General features: G+C 43.2%; 10 protein-coding genes, 3 tRNA genes and 4 rRNA genes. 7 read left to right on the top strand and 10 right to left on the bottom strand.

The genetic code is table 11. The features are described from left to right. Positions 1 to 124: 124 nt before the first annotated feature. Entirely contained in the window at positions 125 to 1,312 is a 1,188-nt protein-coding gene (gene tsgA / locus OC457_RS11995; protein WP_080174878.1) for an MFS transporter TsgA, read from the bottom strand. Positions 1,313 to 2,101: 789 nt separating this feature from the next. Between tsgA and OC457_RS11990 the strand changes: the two genes are divergently transcribed. From OC457_RS11990 to OC457_RS11960, 7 genes are all read left to right on the top strand, one after another. Further along, positions 2,102 to 3,660: ribosomal RNA gene (locus OC457_RS11990) — 16S ribosomal RNA — on the top strand. A gap of 73 nt (positions 3,661 to 3,733) precedes the next feature. Further along, a tRNA-Ile gene (locus tag OC457_RS11985) sits at positions 3,734 to 3,810 on the top strand. Positions 3,811 to 3,854: 44 nt separating this feature from the next. Then, positions 3,855 to 3,930, top strand: a tRNA-Ala gene (locus OC457_RS11980). Between the two features lie 335 nt (positions 3,931 to 4,265). After that, positions 4,266 to 7,159 (top strand): 23S ribosomal RNA (locus tag OC457_RS11975). Between the two features lie 136 nt (positions 7,160 to 7,295). Further along, positions 7,296 to 7,411: ribosomal RNA gene (gene rrf / locus OC457_RS11970) — 5S ribosomal RNA — on the top strand. A gap of 50 nt (positions 7,412 to 7,461) precedes the next feature. Further along, positions 7,462 to 7,577, top strand: a 5S ribosomal RNA gene (rrf, locus tag OC457_RS11965). Together the 16S, 23S and 5S rRNA genes with 3 tRNA genes alongside form the textbook arrangement of a ribosomal RNA operon. 32 nt (positions 7,578 to 7,609) lie before the next feature. Further along, positions 7,610 to 7,686, top strand: a tRNA-Asp gene (locus OC457_RS11960). A 234-nt stretch (positions 7,687 to 7,920) separates the two neighbouring features. Here the strand turns inward: OC457_RS11960 and OC457_RS11955 are convergent. From OC457_RS11955 to OC457_RS11915, 9 genes are all read right to left on the bottom strand, one after another. Continuing rightward, positions 7,921 to 8,307: a hypothetical protein gene (locus tag OC457_RS11955; protein ID WP_080176283.1), complete on the bottom strand. Its 387-nt coding sequence runs from the start codon at positions 8,305 to 8,307 to the stop codon at positions 7,921 to 7,923. A 282-nt stretch (positions 8,308 to 8,589) separates the two neighbouring features. Beyond that, positions 8,590 to 10,002 carry a phosphoglucomutase/phosphomannomutase family protein gene (locus OC457_RS11950; protein WP_080176282.1) on the bottom strand — a complete coding sequence of 471 codons (1,413 nt, stop codon included), beginning with the start codon at positions 10,000 to 10,002 and terminating at the stop codon, positions 8,590 to 8,592. Between the two features lie 62 nt (positions 10,003 to 10,064). After that, complete coding sequence (locus OC457_RS11945) at positions 10,065 to 12,470, bottom strand: GH36-type glycosyl hydrolase domain-containing protein (protein ID WP_080176281.1); 2,406 nt, start codon at positions 12,468 to 12,470, stop codon at positions 10,065 to 10,067. A 41-nt stretch (positions 12,471 to 12,511) separates the two neighbouring features. Continuing rightward, the gene (locus OC457_RS11940; RefSeq protein ID WP_080176280.1) at positions 12,512 to 14,440 is read right to left on the bottom strand and encodes a beta-N-acetylhexosaminidase; all 1,929 of its coding nucleotides are present in this window, start codon (positions 14,438 to 14,440) and stop codon (positions 12,512 to 12,514) included. A 10-nt stretch (positions 14,441 to 14,450) separates the two neighbouring features. Beyond that, positions 14,451 to 15,341 (bottom strand): BadF/BadG/BcrA/BcrD ATPase family protein, encoded by an 891-nt coding sequence (locus OC457_RS11935; RefSeq protein ID WP_080176279.1) that lies wholly within the window; start codon positions 15,339 to 15,341, stop codon positions 14,451 to 14,453. Next, positions 15,334 to 17,070: a glycoside hydrolase family 9 protein gene (locus OC457_RS11930; RefSeq protein WP_080176278.1), complete on the bottom strand. Its 1,737-nt coding sequence runs from the start codon at positions 17,068 to 17,070 to the stop codon at positions 15,334 to 15,336. The genes OC457_RS11935 and OC457_RS11930 overlap by 8 nt, the downstream gene beginning before the upstream one ends. Positions 17,071 to 17,189: 119 nt before the next feature. After that, positions 17,190 to 18,185: an ABC transporter ATP-binding protein gene (locus OC457_RS11925; RefSeq protein ID WP_080176277.1), complete on the bottom strand. Its 996-nt coding sequence runs from the start codon at positions 18,183 to 18,185 to the stop codon at positions 17,190 to 17,192. Positions 18,186 to 18,227: 42 nt separating this feature from the next. Continuing rightward, positions 18,228 to 19,202 carry an ABC transporter ATP-binding protein gene (locus OC457_RS11920; RefSeq protein ID WP_080176276.1) on the bottom strand — a complete coding sequence of 325 codons (975 nt, stop codon included), beginning with the start codon at positions 19,200 to 19,202 and terminating at the stop codon, positions 18,228 to 18,230. Beyond that, positions 19,202 to 20,230, bottom strand: a complete 1,029-nt coding sequence (locus OC457_RS11915) for an ABC transporter permease (RefSeq protein WP_080176275.1) — start codon at positions 20,228 to 20,230, stop codon at positions 19,202 to 19,204. The genes OC457_RS11920 and OC457_RS11915 overlap by 1 nt, the downstream gene beginning before the upstream one ends. Positions 20,231 to 20,232 lie beyond the last annotated feature (2 nt).

Raw genomic sequence — 20,232 nt, 5'->3', positions numbered from 1 at the left:
AGTGATACGATATTTTATCCTCTTGAGGATTATTGTTTTGGTAGATTGATAACAAATATTGATTATAAAAAAGCCTCAAAATGAAGTTCAAATTTGAGGCTTTTTTATTATAACTATTATTTAATTAGTGGCCATTGTGACCATTTATACGGTGCTTTGTCACAAAGCCAACTAAGATACACATTACAAATACAGCAGCATAAAGACCATTTGCCGTAACTAACGCAGCGTGTGTGCCATAGTGTTTAACTATCGGGCTTGTTACTACGAAAGTTAACATGGTACCAATTGTGCCGCATAACAGAATAAAGTTAACTAATTTAGGTGAAGAAACTTTAGTTTGTTGTGATCCTAACGTAATAATAGTGGTGTAAATAGCACTACTGATAAAGCCAAGAGCAGAGATTATATAGATTAGATTATGAGGGTCGGTATCTTTATTAAATAGATACATCAGTACAGTAGCCAATCCAGATAAAACGACGACGAAATAATGCAGGTCGAATTTTTTCAATAATACACTGAAAATCCACATACCAATCATATAAGCTCCCCAGAAGTAACTTACTAATTGACCGGCATCACTAATAGACAAACCTAGTTTTTGGGTTGCATATTCGGGGATCCAAGAAATAAATCCAAGCTGACCAAGGATGTAACATAAAGCCGCAATAGAGAGGAATAAAACGCCTAATCCCCATTTTTCTTTAGGTTCATTAGTCGATGCTTCTTGAGGTGCATCTTTACCTAACACTGGGAATGTAGACATCAATGTTAAGATGAAAATAGCAAGATAGATAACACCGATTGCAGCATATACCCAATACCATTGCATGTGGTGTGCAAGTACTGCCGCAGAAATTATAGGAAAAATCATACCTGCCATACTGAAAAATGAATCAGTAAATAGTAAGCGCGAACCTCGTTCTTTCCCGTCATAAATATGAGTGATTAAGTAAGTACCAATCGACATAGTAATACCACTTACAACACCGAGAACAAACATACAGCCAGAGAATATAGCAACACTATGACCAAACATAAGGCCAAGAATTGCTAATAGCATCAGAATAAAACCAAAAATAAGCTGACGTTTGAGAGGAACAATCTCCATTAACCAAACATTAAGGAAAATAGAGATTAAAATACCCGTATTAAGGAAGGTGAAAGTGTTACTCATACTTGATATCGGCAAATCAAAATATTTGGCAATATCTCCCATAACGATACCGGTAACGATAATCAGAGATCCAGTTAGGGCATAGGATAAGAAACTTATCCACGTCAGAAGAATGCGATTCTGGTTTGTCATAGCAAATCCTGTATAACTTTCGATTATAATTAAAGAGACATACGAAATGCCAATTAATGAAAGGGCTGAATCCTAACATAAGGACTAGCTTTATTTGTGATATATCTCACCATTATATGATATGAGGGGATTTATCATACCCATAAGATATGAATAATTGTTATTTATGATCTGGGTTTTTATTACTAATTGTTTTTATTGTTTTTATTTCTGTGTGAATTTAAGTTTATTAATAATGTTTTGTTGTTATTTATGCTTTGTTGTTCTTATTTGTAAATATATTGATATTTTTGTTTGACTCAATAGTCTCTATTTATCTATTCACTTATAGATAGATGAATTACTGTCAGTATAGATATATAAAAAATACCAATTGGTGATGCATTTTAAACCGTATTTAAAGTATTTGATTATAGTGCGTACGGATGGGTATTTTTTTTGATAATTAAGAAAATTAACGCTTGCTAATGTGATCTAAGTCCCTATAATGCGACCTCACTGACACGGACAACGGCGCAAGCGGTTACCGAAAGTCAGTATTGTTCTTTAACAATTTGACCATGCAATCTGTGTGGGCACTCGTTGAATAGTTAAGTCGAAAGATTTATCAATGAACTGAGTGACCAATACAAATAAGCCAATCTATTTATAGAGAAGATTATTTGGCACAGTCAATTCATTATCGTTCTGTTGGAACGATAATAGCTTTAAAATTACACTCTTTATTTATGAAGAGTTAGTTTTGAAGTCAGTATTCATTGAGCCGTCTCGAAAGAGACAACAAAACTTTAATTGAAGAGTTTGATCATGGCTCAGATTGAACGCTGGCGGCAGGCCTAACACATGCAAGTCGAGCGGTAACAGAAAAGAAGCTTGCTTCTTTTGCTGACGAGCGGCGGACGGGTGAGTAATGCCTGGGAATATACCCTGATGTGGGGGATAACTATTGGAAACGATAGCTAATACCGCATAATCTCCGATCTTTTACGAGATGGGAGCAAAGAGGGGGACCTTCGGGCCTCTCGCGTCAGGATTAGCCCAGGTGGGATTAGCTAGTTGGTGGGGTAATGGCTCACCAAGGCGACGATCCCTAGCTGGTCTGAGAGGATGATCAGCCACACTGGAACTGAGACACGGTCCAGACTCCTACGGGAGGCAGCAGTGGGGAATATTGCACAATGGGGGAAACCCTGATGCAGCCATGCCGCGTGTATGAAGAAGGCCTTCGGGTTGTAAAGTACTTTCAGTTGTGAGGAAGGCAGTTAAGTTAATAGCTTAGCTGTTTGACGTTAGCAACAGAAGAAGCACCGGCTAACTCCGTGCCAGCAGCCGCGGTAATACGGAGGGTGCGAGCGTTAATCGGAATTACTGGGCGTAAAGCGCATGCAGGCGGTCTGTTAAGCAAGATGTGAAAGCCCGGGGCTCAACCTCGGAACAGCATTTTGAACTGGCAGACTAGAGTCTTGTAGAGGGGGGTAGAATTTCAGGTGTAGCGGTGAAATGCGTAGAGATCTGAAGGAATACCGGTGGCGAAGGCGGCCCCCTGGACAAAGACTGACGCTCAGATGCGAAAGCGTGGGGAGCAAACAGGATTAGATACCCTGGTAGTCCACGCCGTAAACGATGTCTACTTGAAGGTTGTGGCCTTGAGCCGTGGCTTTCGGAGCTAACGCGTTAAGTAGACCGCCTGGGGAGTACGGTCGCAAGATTAAAACTCAAATGAATTGACGGGGGCCCGCACAAGCGGTGGAGCATGTGGTTTAATTCGATGCAACGCGAAGAACCTTACCTACTCTTGACATCCAGAGAATTCGCTAGAGATAGCTTAGTGCCTTCGGGAACTCTGAGACAGGTGCTGCATGGCTGTCGTCAGCTCGTGTTGTGAAATGTTGGGTTAAGTCCCGCAACGAGCGCAACCCTTATCCTTGTTTGCCAGCACGTAATGGTGGGAACTCCAGGGAGACTGCCGGTGATAAACCGGAGGAAGGTGGGGACGACGTCAAGTCATCATGGCCCTTACGAGTAGGGCTACACACGTGCTACAATGGCGTATACAGAGGGCTGCAAACTAGCGATAGTGAGCGAATCCCACAAAGTACGTCGTAGTCCGGATTGGAGTCTGCAACTCGACTCCATGAAGTCGGAATCGCTAGTAATCGTGAATCAGAATGTCACGGTGAATACGTTCCCGGGCCTTGTACACACCGCCCGTCACACCATGGGAGTGGGCTGCACCAGAAGTAGATAGCTTAACCTTCGGGAGGGCGTTTACCACGGTGTGGTTCATGACTGGGGTGAAGTCGTAACAAGGTAGCCCTAGGGGAACCTGGGGCTGGATCACCTCCTTACCTAAAGACTTATACTGTTTTATGCAGTGTCCACACAGATTGCTTGGTTAAAATGTAGAACGTAAAAAGACTTGGGTCTGTAGCTCAGGTGGTTAGAGCGCACCCCTGATAAGGGTGAGGTCGGTGGTTCGAGTCCACTCAGACCCACCACTTTTTCTCCCAGAAAAAGTGGTGGTACAGTCTTTTAAATCGTTGGGGTTATAGCTCAGCTGGGAGAGCGCCTGCCTTGCACGCAGGAGGTCTGCGGTTCGATCCCGCATAGCTCCACCACTCTTTAAACATACTTCTCTTTTTATAGAGATGAAAAGTGTTTTTAAAAAGTGGTTATCTAACGATGATTACATGTTCTTTAACAATCTGGAAAGCTGACTAGTAAATTTAATCGAAAGATTAATTTTAAAAAATGTTTTTGTTGCTTCTTGTAAAAGAAGAATAAAAACGAGTTCTCAAAACATACACATTCAAGTGTCTGTGTTTGCTTTCACTTTTTAAAGTGAAGACAAATAAATGAGTCCGGCGAAAAACCAATGTTTAATATTTTCTTGATCGGATTATTAAACACAAACCTTGGTTGTTTGAACATGCAAGACCTCTTGGGGTTGTATGGTTAAGTGACTAAGCGTACACGGTGGATGCCTTGGCAGTCAGAGGCGATGAAGGACGTATTAACTTGCGATAAGCCCAGATTAGGCAGTAAAAGCCACTTGAGTCTGGGATTTCCGAATGGGGAAACCCACTAGCATAAGCTAGTATCATTAACTGAATACATAGGTTAATGAAGCGAACCGGGGGAACTGAAACATCTAAGTACCCCGAGGAAGAGAAATCAACCGAGATTCCGGTAGTAGCGGCGAGCGAAACCGGATTAGCCCTTAAGTTAGTTCAGCGTTAGGTGAAGGTTCTGGAAAGTACCGCGATACAGGGTGATAGCCCCGTAACCAACAACGCTTTATTAGTGAAATCGAGTAGGACGGGACACGTGATATCCTGTTTGAACATGGGGGGACCATCCTCCAAGGCTAAATACTCCTGACTGACCGATAGTGAACCAGTACCGTGAGGGAAAGGCGAAAAGAACCCCTGTGAGGGGAGTGAAATAGAACCTGAAACCGTGTACGTACAAGCAGTAGGAGCCCACTTGTTGGGTGACTGCGTACCTTTTGTATAATGGGTCAGCGACTTAATTTTAGTAGCAAGGTTAACCGTTTAGGGGAGCCGTAGGGAAACCGAGTCTTAACTGGGCGAATTAGTTGCTAGGATTAGACCCGAAACCGAGTGATCTAGCCATGGGCAGGTTGAAGGTGAGGTAACACTTACTGGAGGACCGAACCGACTAATGTTGAAAAATTAGCGGATGACTTGTGGCTAGGGGTGAAAGGCCAATCAAACTCGGAGATAGCTGGTTCTCCCCGAAAGCTATTTAGGTAGCGCCTCGGACGAATACTACTGGGGGTAGAGCACTGTTAAGGCTAGGGGGTCATCCCGACTTACCAACCCTTTGCAAACTCCGAATACCAGTAAGTAATATCCGGGAGACACACGGCGGGTGCTAACGTCCGTCGTGAAGAGGGAAACAACCCAGACCGCCAGCTAAGGTCCCAAAGTTATAGCTAAGTGGGAAACGATGTGGGAAGGCTCAGACAGCCAGGATGTTGGCTTAGAAGCAGCCATCATTTAAAGAAAGCGTAATAGCTCACTGGTCGAGTCGGCCTGCGCGGAAGATTTAACGGGGCTAAGCTATACACCGAAGCTGCGGCAATGTGAACTCGTTCATATTGGGTAGGGGAGCGTTCTGTAAGCCGTTGAAGGTGCATTGTAAAGTGTGCTGGAGGTATCAGAAGTGCGAATGCTGACATGAGTAACGATAAAGGGAGTGAAAAACTCCCTCGCCGGAAGATCAAGGGTTCCTGTCCAACGTTAATCGGGGCAGGGTAAGTCGACCCCTAAGGCGAGGCCGAAAGGCGTAGTCGATGGGAAACGGGTTAATATTCCCGTACTTCTTATAATTGCGATGGAGGGACGGAGAAGGCTAGGTGAGCCTGGCGACGGTTGTCCAGGTCCAAGTATGTAGGCTGATGGTTTAGGCAAATCCGGACCATCTTAAGGCTGAGATACGATGTCGAGCTACTACGGTAGTGAAGTCATTGATGCCATGCTTCCGGGAAAAGCTTCTAAGCTTCAGATTATAAGAAATCGTACCCCAAACCGACACAGGTGATCAGGTAGAGAATACCAAGGCGCTTGAGAGAACTCGGGTGAAGGAACTAGGCAAAATGGTACCGTAACTTCGGGAGAAGGTACGCTCCTAGCGGTGATGAGACTTGCTCTCTAAGCTGCCGGGAGTCGCAGATACCAGGTGGCTGCAACTGTTTATTAAAAACACAGCACTGTGCAAAATCGAAAGATGACGTATACGGTGTGACGCCTGCCCGGTGCCGGAAGGTTAATTGATGGGGTTAGACTTCGGTCGAAGCTCTTGATCGAAGCCCCGGTAAACGGCGGCCGTAACTATAACGGTCCTAAGGTAGCGAAATTCCTTGTCGGGTAAGTTCCGACCTGCACGAATGGCGTAATGATGGCCACGCTGTCTCCACCCGAGACTCAGTGAAATTGAAATCGCAGTGAAGATGCTGTGTACCCGCGGCTAGACGGAAAGACCCCGTGAACCTTTACTATAGCTTGGCACTGAACATTGACCCTACATGTGTAGGATAGGTGGGAGACGTTGAAGCAACCGCGCCAGTGGTTGTGGAGTCAATCTTGAAATACCACCCTTGTATGCTTGATGTTCTAACGTCGACCCCTTATCGGGGTTACGGACAGTGCCTGGTGGGTAGTTTGACTGGGGCGGTCTCCTCCCAAAGAGTAACGGAGGAGCACGAAGGTGGGCTAATCACGGTCGGACATCGTGAGGTTAGTGCAATGGCATAAGCCCGCTTGACTGCGAGAATGACAATTCGAGCAGGTGCGAAAGCAGGTCATAGTGATCCGGTGGTTCTGAATGGAAGGGCCATCGCTCAACGGATAAAAGGTACTCCGGGGATAACAGGCTGATACCGCCCAAGAGTTCATATCGACGGCGGTGTTTGGCACCTCGATGTCGGCTCATCACATCCTGGGGCTGAAGTCGGTCCCAAGGGTATGGCTGTTCGCCATTTAAAGTGGTACGCGAGCTGGGTTTAGAACGTCGTGAGACAGTTCGGTCCCTATCTGCCGTGGGCGTTGGATGATTGAGAGGGGCTGCTCCTAGTACGAGAGGACCGGAGTGGACGAACCGCTGGTGTTCGGGTTGTATCGCCAGATGCATTGCCCGGTAGCTAAGTTCGGAATCGATAACCGCTGAAAGCATCTAAGCGGGAAGCGAGCCTCAAGATGAGTCATCCCTAGACCTTTAAGGTCTCTAAAGGGTTGTTGAAGACTACAACGTTGATAGGTCAGGTGTGTAAGTGCTGCGAGGCATTGAGCTAACTGATACTAATTGCCCGTGAGGCTTAACCATACAACACCCAAGGGGTTTTTCTTCTCAAAAGAGAAGAGACGGACTCTACAAACGCTTGAATGAGTGTGAGAACAACTAGTTAGATTTTCCCAGATTGCTATTTATTACCACAAGGTAATAAATAAACCAGAATTTGCTTGGCGACCATAGCGTTATGGACCCACCTGATCCCATGCCGAACTCAGTAGTGAAACGTAATAGCGCCGATGGTAGTGTGGGGTCTCCCCATGTGAGAGTAGGACATCGCCAGGCTTCAAATTTATATTATTGTTATTAGGTAACAGTAATAGACACAGAATTTACTTAGCAACCATAGCGCAGCGGTACCACCTGATCCCATGCCGAACTCAGAAGTGAAACGTTGTAGCGCCGATGGTAGTGTGGGGTCTCCCCATGTGAGAGTAGGACATTGCTAAGTTTCAAATTGCTTAAATGCTGAATAGACACTGCGGAGTGGTAGTTCAGTTGGTTAGAATACCGGCCTGTCACGCCGGGGGTCGCGGGTTCGAGTCCCGTCCACTCCGCCATTATTGAAGAAACCTGAATCGAAAGATTCAGGTTTTTTTTCGTCGGCATAAAAGTAAGATGATATTGAATAGACACTGCGGAGTGGTAGTTCAGTCGGTTAGGCTTTTTATTGGGAAGCTTAGCGGCCAGTCACGCCGAGGGGCGCGCTGATGTTAGGTATGGCAAGTCCCGTCCACTTCACATTATTGAAGAAACCTGAATCGAAAGATTCAGGTTTTTTCGTCTCTGGAAAACTACTTTAATTCATAGAGACCAGTTTGAAAAATTTCACGTTGTTGTTGATCACTAATATCGCGGCGATGTGCTCGATAGCGTGAAACAAAATAAGTAATAACAACAGAGAAAAGAGTATAAGCGACTAAAAATGTTAGCGGTGAATGAATTATATTGGCAGAAAAGACCCAAATAACGCCCATTACCGTAATAGCTAGTTTCGTTAATGCGGCAACAACTAAAAAACTCATCGCATATTGTGGTTGGCGAATAGCTTGGTAAGCAATTAAATAACTACAACTGACAGCGACAATCGCCAGTGTAAATCCAACTGAGAATGAATGAAAATGTTCGCTAAATAAAATAGCGAGTGCGATCATTGTGATAGCGATGATGACCTTTTTCATAACAACTCCTTACCTTGCGCAGAAAGTTATATTTGATGAGATAAGCATGGACCTTAATTGGATAATTGTATGTGATATGATGCGTTTTTTAATTAATTGATAATATTTATAGTGTTATTTGTGAGCGATAATTGGTTATTGTTAATTTGATGGTTGTTGTTTTGTAATAAAGAAAAGGGTAGTCAAAAGACTACCCTGTGGCAAAGATCATGATTGCAGATCTGCACAATGTAACAGCTATAGGGCGTGTTACTAGGACTTAGCAATGAAAATAACTAACTGTTATATCGAAAGAAATTGTTTAAATTGCAGTAAAACAGCTTCTGCTTGGGTTTGATCTTCCATTTCTACAAATAAACGCAGTAATGGCTCAGTGCCAGAGAAACGTGCAATCGCCCAGCCACCATTTTTAAAGTAAACTTTCGCACCATCGGTATAGCTGACTTTTTCGATTTCGTAATCAAATTCAGGCAGTGATTTTTCGATATAAATTTTATTATAAAGACGATCACGCTCAGCTGCTTTAAAGGTGCAATCGCCTTCTGCTGTATAGGCATAGCCAAAGCGAGTATAAATTTCATCTAATAATTCAGATAATTTTTTACCCGTTGAACTGATCATTTCAACTAATAAACTTGATGCGAAAATTCCATCTTTACCTTTAATATGGCCACGAATAGTCAGGCCACCTGAGCTTTCACCGCCCAGTAATGAGTCATCGGCTTCCATTTGTGAGCTGATATGCTTAAAGCCAACCGGTACTTCAAATGACTTTTCACCATAGGCTGCAGCGACTTTATCAAGTAAATGTGTTGTAGCGATATTACGCACAACAGAGCCTTTCCAGCCTTTGTATTCTAATAGGTAGTAATACAGTAGTAGTAACACTTCATTAGGATGAATAAAGTTACCTTTTTCATCAATGATCCCTAAACGATCAGCATCACCATCTGTACCAATACCAATGTCATAGCCTTCTTGAGCGACTAAATGTTTAAGACGATAAAGGGTTGCAGCACTTGGTGATGGCATTAAGCCGCCAAAACCTGGGTTTTCACCATCGTTGATAACATCAACATCACAGCGACCTGTAATTAATACTGTTTGTAGTGCATTTTTAGCAACGCCAAACATTGGGTCGATAAGCACGCGTAAATTAGCTTGTTTTATCGCTTCTAAATCAAGCAACGCAATAACAGAATCAACAAACTCGTTCATTGGGTTGATGATTTCAATTAACTTATCATGTTGCGCTTGTTCAAAATCGACATTCTTTATATCAGCAGCGGTTAATACTGCGATCTGTTGTTCAATTTTTTGGGTGATGATTTCATCAGCATCACGACCGCCTTCGATGAACACTTTAATGCCGTTGTAGTCAGCTGGGTTATGTGAGGCAGTAATACATGCTGAGTAAATTGCACCAGTTTGTTTCGCTTTAAACATCACGATCGGTGTTGGTACGAAGCGATTGATAAAACTACATTTAATATTATTTCCCGCTAAGACTTCAGCAAACCAAGTTGCCGCTTTATCTGATAAAAAGCGACGGTCATAACCGATAATAAACCCTTTATCGGTGACTGATTCGGTGATCATGATATTAGCAATTGCTTGTGCAACTAAACGTACATTCGCTTGGGTAAACTCTTCACCAATAAAGGCACGCCAACCACCGGTTCCAAATTGAATCATGGAGGAACTCCTATTTCTCTCGCAAAATAAAATGGGGAGTAAAGTTACTCCCCTAAAAGTGATTAGCCCATTACAACCGTAACGGTATTCACAGAGCCTTCAACTTGAGGGGCAATTGCGCCATCAACCGGTTGACCATTAAGAGTAATAGACTTAATGCCTTTGCTCACATGATTTGGATTAGTGACGTTAATATTGTACGTTGCACCACGCCATTCACGCGTTACTTCAAAACCAGGCCATTCAGTTGGAATACATGGATTAATAGTTAGGCCATCAAAACCTGTCTGAACTCCAAGAATAAAGTTAGTCACGGCAAAGTAAGCCCAACCAGAAGTACCTGTTAACCATGGGTGGTTAGCACGACCATGATCTTGGTGATCACGACCCATGATAAATTGCACGTAAGAATAAGGTTCAGCCATACGTGTTTCAATCATGTCGTTTTGGTTGTATGGGTTCAGTGCATCATAGAATTTCATTGCACGGTCGCCACGACCTAGTTTTGCTTCAGCTACCCATGCCCAAGGGTTTGGATGCGAGAAGATCGCGCCATTTTCTTTAACGCCTTGATATACACGAGTTACAAAACCAATGTCATCGTTAGGGGTTGAGAATGATGGCGCATTTAGATGTAAACCATAGTCTGAGTAAAGATTCTCATCTACCGCATCCATTGCTTGTTCACCACGATCTTGTGATGCCATGCCCGATAGAACAGCAAGGGTATTTGACTCTAGGTGAATACGGCCTTCTGTTTGCTGTGCTGTACCAATCTTGTCGCCATTTTTGGTTAAACCACGAATGTACCAACCGCCTTCGTCATCCCATAAATGGGTCTCACATGCTTCACGCACATTGGCTGCCATTTCGGTGTATTTTTCAATATCGGCTGTTTTACCTTGGTATTTAGCCAGTTGAATAAATTCTTGTAGTGCCCAGAAGTGAAGGAACGATACCATTGCTGATTCACCACCGCCTAAGTTTAGACAGTCGTTCCAATCGGCACGTAGGCCTTTACAGATACCTGTTTGGCCAACATATTCAGCAGAGAAATCAAGCGCGGCTTTCATGTGATCATAAACAGTTGCATCGCCACCATCAGCGTATGGGATCACTTCGTCAAGGAAGCTTTCTTCGCCGGTTTCTGTAACGTATTTACAGATAGTAGGGACTAACCATAGATGGTCATCTGAACAAGTGTCATCAATGCCGTGGATCTTATCGGCATCACTTGGTGTTGGAACTACTGTTGGTGATTTTGATGGTTCAACATTGGCCATGTCAGGATCGAACCAATCAGGATCAAACAGGTGTAAACCATAACCTGCTTTCACTTGTCCACGAAGTAAATCAACTAAACGCTTACGTGTCATCGTTGGATTAGAGTGCGGCACAGAGATGGCGTCTTGTGCGGTATCACGGTAACCAAGACCAGTACGACCACCTACTTCAATAAATGAAGCAAAGCGTGACCATACAACACACGTTTCTGCTTGGTACAATGTCCAAGTGTTGATCATAGTATCAAGGCCTTCATTTGGCGATGTTACTTTAAACTTGTTGCAACGGCTTTTCCAGTGGTGCTTAATTTCAGCAAATGCAGCATCAACAACAGCATTGTCTTGGTACTTTTGACGTAGACGTTGACCTTCGTTTTTACCGATACCTAGAATATAGTTGAAGCGAATTTCTTCACCAGGTTGAAGCGTAAATTGCTTGTGTAGCGAACCGCAATGGTTATAACAGGTTTGAACGTGGTTAGAACAATGACCTTTCTCAACTGCAATTGGATTAGATTCATCACGGTATGCACCGATAAAAGTATCGCGTTGACCATCATAGCTATCAGGGGCAAAGCTTGATGCTAGGTAGTAGTAACCTTCTTTCTCTTTGGTGTTGTAATACAAGTCGTATTCAATCACGCCATCTTCATAAGAAGTACCTGCAGAGTAAAGGCTCATTTGGTGGTTTTGGTTATCTGATTGAATATGGCTAAATGAGAATTCAACAAATGAGAATGCACTAATAGTACGTACTTCATCAGTGGTGTTTTTCAGTACTACATCCCAAATCTCAGCATCTTCGCCAATCGGTACGAATAATGTTTTTTGTGCTGAAATACCGTTGTATTCACAAGCAAATTTTGAGTATGACAAGCCATGACGCACTTCGTATTTTGCTTCATCAAGACTTTTTGCTACTGGTTGCCATGAAATAGACCAGTAATCACCTGTCGCATCATCACGTAGGTAAACATAGTGTCCTGGGCGATCAAATGTTGCATTAGGACGGAACTTGGTCACACGATTGTATTCTGGTGACTTATAGAAAGAGTAACCACCCGCATTTTGTGAAATCACTGTGCAGAACTTTTCAGTACCAAGGTAGTTGGTCCATGGTGCTGGGACATCAGGTCGAGTGATAACGTACTCTCTGTTGTCATTGTCAAAATAACCGTATTTCATTATTTCTAATCCTTAAAATATTCACTTTACTGTGTGCGTGGTTATTCACAGTGGCGGTAATTAATGCCCGCCTTGTCTAGATAGTTAAGTTGACCTTTTAAGCGAGCTTTAAAGTCATCCCAGTTACGATGTTGTGGTTTGCTCCAGCAGATCTCCGATACCGCTAGTAAGCGCGGATAAATCATATATTCAAATCGACTTTGGTTATTTATTAATTCTGACCAAAGTGCTGTTTGAATGCCTAAAATGTGCTGTCGCTCAGAATTTTCCGAAGCGATCATGCTAAGTGGGTGATAATTGTAAACTTTATCCAGTGGCAACTTACCAGCCCAATCGACGCCAGCTTCATCGGCTGAGTAACCTTGAGCCAAATCAAGGTAGGTAGATTGTGCGGGTTGCATTACGACATCAAAGCCATTTTTGACGCATTCAAGACCTGCTTCTTCGCTCAGCCAAGAAAAAATCACGGTGTCTTTACTGACTTTATTGCCATGGGTAGCTTCTTCCCAGCCCATCATACGTTTGCCGTTATCACGTAATACTTGCTCAGCAAAACGCAATATGTGACCTTGAAGTTCCATTGGATCATGGTAGTTATTGTCAGCCATTAATTGTCGGCATGCCGCACTATCAGACCATACGCCTTTCGGTACTTCATCGGCACCGATATGCACAAATGGGGTAGGAAAGAGTGCACATACTTCTTCAAGTACCGTTTGAATAAAGGTGTAAGTTCCGGCTAATGCCGGTGATAAAACATTGTCAGGGTAGTTTTGAATGCTGCGATACACTGAATAATCGTCAGGATCTTGTAGCAGTTCAGGCAATGACAAAATAGCCGCGCGACAGTGGCCTGGAATATCAATTTCGGGAATGATACTAATGCCACGATCACTGGCGTAAGCAATGACCTCGCGAATATCTTGCTTGGTATAAAATCCGCCATAACGTTGATCAATATGACTAAATTGTGGCGCGATAATTTCATTTGGGCCGCGCCACGCACCAATCTCGGTTAATTGAGGGTAGGCATCAATTTCAATTCGCCAGCCTTCATCATCGGTTAGATGCCAGTGGAAGGTATTGAATTTATAGCGTGCTAGGTGATCTAATAGGTGTTTAATACGATCGACGGGGTGAAAATGACGTCCACAATCAAGCATCATGCCGCGGTAGCTATAATGAGGTTGATCGCTAATTTCTACCATTGGTAAGCAATAAGCCGCGGCTGCATGATGGCTTGGCTTAGTGGGTAATAGTTGTAATAAACTCGATGTTGCATGGACAAAGCCAGTTGCTGAACTGGCATGGATCCAAATATTATCGGTTTCGATCAGTAATTGGTACCCATGTTCAATAATGTCATTATTAACGTGATAATGGATATTGCCCTGAGGGCTAATTGGCATCGCTTCGTTAAAATGCTTTTTATATTCAGCACGTAACCAGTTTATCGCCCCTTGTGCTAAGGTTGGTGGGGTTTCAAGCGCGGTAAATTGGTTAAAAACAAACTCACCTTGAAGTCGAGTTAAGTGATTAGGTTGTGGAATTAATGCAATATCACAGCTAACACTTGGTAATGGCGTACAGTAACGCTCGATCGAATCTTGATCTAAATTAATGGTTGTAGTGTGAACTTTTAATGGCTGAATTTGATGCTGATCGTTATCTAATGCAATAAAAGCTTCATTGATACCATCATCATGAAGATTAAACGGCATCGTTCTCATCATAAATTCGGTGTAGAAGTGCCCATTAGCTTCTAACGGCGGTAATTGTGATAGGCAGCTATAGCTACCTATTTGGCTGATCGTCCCCACAGAGACTGAAGCCGGAGCAATACAGCGGCTTATAAAGAAATACAGTGACCAGCCATGCAGTGCTTGGTCAGTTAAGTTATGTAAACTTAACGCATAGCGGCAATGGCCTTCAACTTTTTCTATTACTGTGAAATCAAGACGATAAGTCATTTATACTTCCTTAGCGTACAAATAAATTGTGATTGCCACGCGCCATAGCAATAGCGCCATCCATAGCATCACCTTGTGGTGTTGCGAGACGGTGTTGCATTGGTGGTGTTAGCCATGCTTGAATACGCTCACCAATTCCCCCCATTAGGCAGATATTGTGTGCACCACGTAATATCAATGCCTGCATCCACATTTCAATATCAGCCGCTGTTTGTTGTAGCAATGAGATAGCAAGTGAATCATTGTGTTCAGCAAACGTAAAAATAGCCGGTGAGAATTGACCATAATCACAAGGTCGAGCGGTTTTTGACCAACTAACAATGGCATCAATATCATGCTCAAAATGGCTTAATACATGCTGAGCCAATTCAGTTTTTGGCACGATACCATCGACACTAAGTAAGACTTGTTGAATTAAGCGCAGTCCCATTACAGCACCGCTGCCTTGATCAGAAATAGGAAATTCACGTCCACCGACAACATGTTGGTTGCCATTTAGCAGTAAAATGCCGCAAGAGCCTGTCCCTGAAATTAAAATCGCACCATCTTTACCGCTCCAAGCCCCTAAACAAGCTCCGTAAGCATCGGTATTTAATGTGATTTCGCCATAAGGATGAGGTTGTTGCATAAAAGCATGCCATGCTTGTTGTTGTTCTGCGCCAGCTAATGCCAGTCCAACGGACATGGCTGAATAATCGCTAGCGGTTAATTGTGCTTGTTGAGCAGCAAGAGCAATGGCTTGTTGAATCGAAGCCATGGCAATATCACCACCGAGCAAAATATTGGCGCTGCCAGTTTTGGCTTCACCTAAAATAACACCATCTAAATCACAAATGCGTGCGCGGCAAGAGGTGCCACCACCATCAATACCCACAAGATAACGATAAGGGAAATTAGCCATGGTGACGCTCCTTAAATTGCAGGGTAGTGGCTAATAGATACCAACCGCCATGAGGGATCCATTGCTCTCCCCAGCGCCAGTTTTGTAACATGTCATTTTTTTGTTCTGCTGGATTAAAGGCAATATCTTGTTCATTTTCAAAACCTGAAGTGATGCCATTACAAACGCCACCTTTCGCATTGCTAAAACCAAGCAGTGGAAGGTAATCAGGGTTATTGTGGCCATGGCCATCTAACATACACATATCAAAGGGATTTAATCCTAAAATCCAATTCATAAGTTGTTGACCATATTGCATTAATTGTTGCTTTAATGCGTCATCAGTGAGGTGGGTTTGTGCCATAAATGCCATGCTCGCTAGGGATGCAATACGGGCATTTTCACCTTGCCACCAATAACCTGATTCGTTGTTATGGGCAACAAAGAAAGCGGTTTGCTTATCGCCATCAACAGCCTTGGTGTACTGACGTGGATAGCCAAACGGGTTATTAACTTCAGCTGTTAACGTTAATTCAAAATTTAGTGCATTCACCAGTACTGGGCGTAATTGTTGCTGGTGCTTGGTATCAGGCTCAGCGGATAAATACTGCATCAGTGCAATAGCGGGTAAGCCTGCCTCTGCTGCATGATAATAAGGGCGACTGCCATCTGTGGTTGCTGACCAGTAATGGTTAACGTTTTGATCTGACATTTGACGTTGGCTTAGGCGCTGGGCCCAATCACGCATTTCAGTTAAATAACGCTGTTGATGGGTGGCGCGATAAAGCTCTACTGCGGCTAATAATGCGCAGTATTCATCAATAATATTTTCAGCGTTATCGTTCAGATAATTGATATTGTGTTGTTTTAAGTGCCAATAGCCGTGTTCTGCTGCTTGTAGATATAGCTCACTCTGTACATTGTCACTATGAGGAATACGAGAGCAAGAAGGTAAGGTTGCGATACGTGCCGCAGCTGCGAGTGCTGCTATTGCCATTCCACCACCTTGGCGGAAACCTGCTTGATAGTCATCAGTTTTGATACCGTCTTGAGTTGCGTAAGCACAGATATCACGTTGGGCGGGTGACTTACTCCACTTATCAAAAACAGTCATGTAAAAGAAACCATCATCACTTTGCATACGCACTAAAAAATCTGCGCCAAATAATGCTTCATCTAATAAGCGAACTCGCGTGAAATCAGCAATATCAGTTTGATCTTCAGCGATTTCATAAGCTTTGAGCATGTTCCAAACAATCATCGGTGTCTGCTGAGGATTGAGATAATTGGCGTAAGAAAGATGGCTTAAATATTTACTGACATCACCTGATGCGTCATACCAACCGCCACGAACATCAACGTTGGTATCACTATTGAGTAATTGCGCTTGGCTGTCGGCGAGATCATAAATACCACTGCAACGTTGTGATTTGAAATAGTGTAAAACATCACTGAAAGTACGTTGCATTAGTATGCCTTCAGCAATGCTGAAAACGGGTGTTTCAATATTGGCATAACGAATACGATAATCGCCTGCTTTTTGGTAACTAGAAAAATCAATTTGGTAAATATTACCCGTGTGCCATTGTGCGGTGGTGCCACACGCAGTTAATGGCAGCTGCATAATTGTTTGGTTAGTAAGATTGCACACTAATTCGGCTTGGCCTGACAGTGTTTGTGATGTTGTTTGTAGTAACGCTTGCTTAGTATTAAAGCACTCATAACCAAGGTGATTAATTAACAGCTGCATAGGGTCTCCAATGTCGCTAAATAAGTGATGGCTCCTAGTGGGAACCATCACTGGATGGCGTGAGCGACAAATAACATGGATATAAAAGAAAAAGTGTTATTAGTGCTTAATTTTGTCTATTAGTTTTCGTATAAGTAACAACGAACAAAGTGGTTGTCAGATAACTGCGTTACTTCAGGTAACTTTTCGCGACATTTGTCGGTTACTTGCATACAACGACCCGCAAATGGACAACCAAAGCTTTCAGGTGTCCATAGTGGAATTTCACCTTTATTACCTTTTAGTTTGGTGTGAATCGATTTACTTGGATCGGGTACTGCTGATACTAATAATTGGGTATATGGATGTTGTGGATTATGAATGATCTCTTCAGTATCGCCCCACTCAACCATATGACCGACATACATAACCGCAAGATCTTCAGCAATATAACGTGCTGTTGCGATATCGTGAGTGATGTAAAGCAGCGCCATTTCACGCTCAAACTTCATCTCTTCCATCAAGTTAAGAACACCTGCACGAATCGATACATCAAGCATTGACGTTGGTTCATCAGCCAGTACCACTTCAGCGCCAACCGCGATATTACGGGCTAAGTTGACACGCTGGCGTTGGCCACCTGAAAGCTGATGCGGGAATTTTTCCGCAGTGGCTTTGGGTGGAATAAGTCCCACTTGCTCAAGTAGGCTGTAAACTGTCTCTTCAAGCTCTTTTTTATTGCCTGATGACACTTTGTTATGGATCAGTAATGGACGCGCTATATGGTGGAAAATAGTATGAGTAGGGTTTAAAGATCCAAACGGATCTTGCCATACCATTTGTACCCCTTGACGGTATTTCATTACATCATCACGGCTGCTAATGGTTTGAATATCACGTCCGTAATATTCAATATGACCGCCACTTGGTGCGTACATTTTGGCGATCATTTTAGCTGTGGTTGATTTACCTGAGCCAGATTCGCCAACCACCGCTAAGCCACGGCTTTTGTACATTTTGAAAGACACATCGTTAATTGCACGCATCTTTGATTTTTTAAGTGAGTTACTGTTTACCGAGAAATCTTTAATTAGATTTTTACCTTCGATAATCGGTGTTCCAACAGGCTTGCTCATAGTGTCTCCTAAATACTGCCTATAGAATGCGGTGTGTTGCTACTAGTTACCGGTATTGGTAAATAGGTGGCAGTTTGATAAACGTCCTGGTTCAATTTGGCTTAACTGAGTTGGAGTGCTAAAGCACGCTGGATGGGTTTTCCCACAGCGAGCTTGGAAGCGACAACCTTGAGGTATTTCAAGTAAGTTCAATGGGTTACCTGGAATGCCAGTTAAGCGTGTTTTGGGGCCTGTCAGCGGTGGGAATGAACTACCCAAACCTTCTGTATATGGATGGTACGGTGTTTCAAGAATTTGCTTTGATGGCGCAACTTCAATTAGTTCACCTGAATACATGATGCCGATACGATCTGAGAACTCGACCATCAGTGATAAATCATGAGTGATAAATAAAATTGAGAAACCAAATTCTTCTTTTAGTGCATAAATCTTTTGTAGAATTTCACGTTGAACCACTACATCAAGAGCTGTTGTTGGTTCATCCATGATGATCATCTTTGGATTCAGCGCTAACGCAATTGCGATAACTAAACGCTGGCGCATACCACCAGAGAACTGGTGTGGGTAATCACGTAAACGGCTTGGGTGAATATCAACAATCTCTAATAATCCTTCAGCACGACGAATTGCTTGCTTACGGTTCATGGTGGTGTGACGCATGATCACATCACAAAATTGCTCTTCCATGGTTAATACGGGATTTAAGGCATTCATTGCACTTTGGAATACCATTGACATTTCACTCCAACGGAAGGCTGACATTGCCATATCCGTTTTCTTTAAAATGTCACCGTGGCCATCAAAGATCACCTCGCCACCGGTTATGAATGCTGGTGGCTTATGTAAACGCATCAGTGAGAAGGCAACGGTTGATTTACCACAGCCTGATTCACCTGCAAGACCAAATATTTCACCTTTACCAATGTCAAAACTAACATTGTTAACCGCACGGACATCACCGGCATCTGTAATATAATCAACACATAAATTACGAATTGAGATTTGTGGATCGGTCATTATTTAGTCCCGCCTTCTAGTGCTGGTTGAGGAATAATATCAACCTGTTGTTCTTGTTTTGCCGTTTCTTTGGCAAGGTTTTTCCAGCGTCGCATGCCTTTATGTGAACGTAATTGTGGGTTAGCAATTTCATCGACAGCAAAGTTCAACATAGCAAGGCCAATAGCGATAAATATCAGTGCAATACAAGGTGCTAATACTTCCCACCATGCGCCAACTAACATTGAAGATGAGGTTTGAACGTTATATAGCATCACGCCCCAGCTAATGCCGTTTGGATCGCCTAGACCTAGGAATGAGAGTGTTGCTTCAACGTTAATCGCATACATCACCGAACCAATGAAACTCGCACCCACGATAGAGATAAGGTTAGGAAGAATCTCAACGAAAATGATACGAGGAGAGGATTCACCTAATACTTCAGCCGCTTTTACAAATTCTTTTTCTCTAATCGATAGGGTCTGTGCGCGTACGACACGTGCGCCCCATGCCCAAGAGGTGACCGCAATAACGATGGCAATGGTTAATGGTCCTGCTTGGCCAACAAACGCTGCGATAACAAATAGAATTGGTAGTTGTGGCATGACCAGCATGATATTCATACACGCGGTGAGGAATTCATCGACTCGCCCACCAAAGTAACCTGCTGAAATACCGATAATCGTTGCCAGGAAGCACACTAGAAGACCGGCACCAAAGCCAACAGCTAATGATGTACGTGCGCCATAAACAAGTTGAGACCAGATGTCACGACCCATACGCGAAGTACCTAGTACGTGATCAGCATCTTTTGACATTAATAGCGTACGTTTGTTGGTTGCCAAGTTTTTAGCGATCCAACCATCTGGATTATCTTGTGCAGCTTTTACAACAAAAGCTGGGTATTCATGGGGATTACCCGTTCTTTTGTCTGGTGCATATTGCGTAATAAAAGGTGCAAATAGCGCTGTTAGAATGAAAATGATAATAATACCAAGACCAAACATGGCTTTCGGATTGCTAGAGAGTAATTTAAATAAGGCTTTCATGA

Origin of the sequence: Photobacterium toruni (assembly GCF_024529955.1) — a bacterium.
Lineage (GTDB): Bacteria > Pseudomonadota > Gammaproteobacteria > Enterobacterales > Vibrionaceae > Photobacterium > Photobacterium toruni.
This window is presented reverse-complemented; position numbering and strand designations above follow the sequence as displayed.

Coding starts and splice junctions, on each gene's coding strand:
- OC457_RS11950 (WP_080176282.1), bottom strand. CDS start 10,002: ATGATTCAATTTGGAACCGGTGGTTGGCGTGCCTTTATTGGTGAAGAG.
- OC457_RS11930 (WP_080176278.1), bottom strand. CDS start 17,070: ATGCAGCTGTTAATTAATCACCTTGGTTATGAGTGCTTTAATACTAAG.
- OC457_RS11940 (WP_080176280.1), bottom strand. CDS start 14,440: ATGACTTATCGTCTTGATTTCACAGTAATAGAAAAAGTTGAAGGCCAT.
- OC457_RS11920 (WP_080176276.1), bottom strand. CDS start 19,202: ATGACCGATCCACAAATCTCAATTCGTAATTTATGTGTTGATTATATT.
- OC457_RS11945 (WP_080176281.1), bottom strand. CDS start 12,470: ATGAAATACGGTTATTTTGACAATGACAACAGAGAGTACGTTATCACT.
- OC457_RS11935 (WP_080176279.1), bottom strand. CDS start 15,341: ATGGCTAATTTCCCTTATCGTTATCTTGTGGGTATTGATGGTGGTGGC.
- OC457_RS11955 (WP_080176283.1), bottom strand. CDS start 8,307: ATGAAAAAGGTCATCATCGCTATCACAATGATCGCACTCGCTATTTTA.
- tsgA (WP_080174878.1), bottom strand. CDS start 1,312: ATGACAAACCAGAATCGCATTCTTCTGACGTGGATAAGTTTCTTATCC.
- OC457_RS11915 (WP_080176275.1), bottom strand. CDS start 20,230: ATGAAAGCCTTATTTAAATTACTCTCTAGCAATCCGAAAGCCATGTTT.
- OC457_RS11925 (WP_080176277.1), bottom strand. CDS start 18,185: ATGAGCAAGCCTGTTGGAACACCGATTATCGAAGGTAAAAATCTAATT.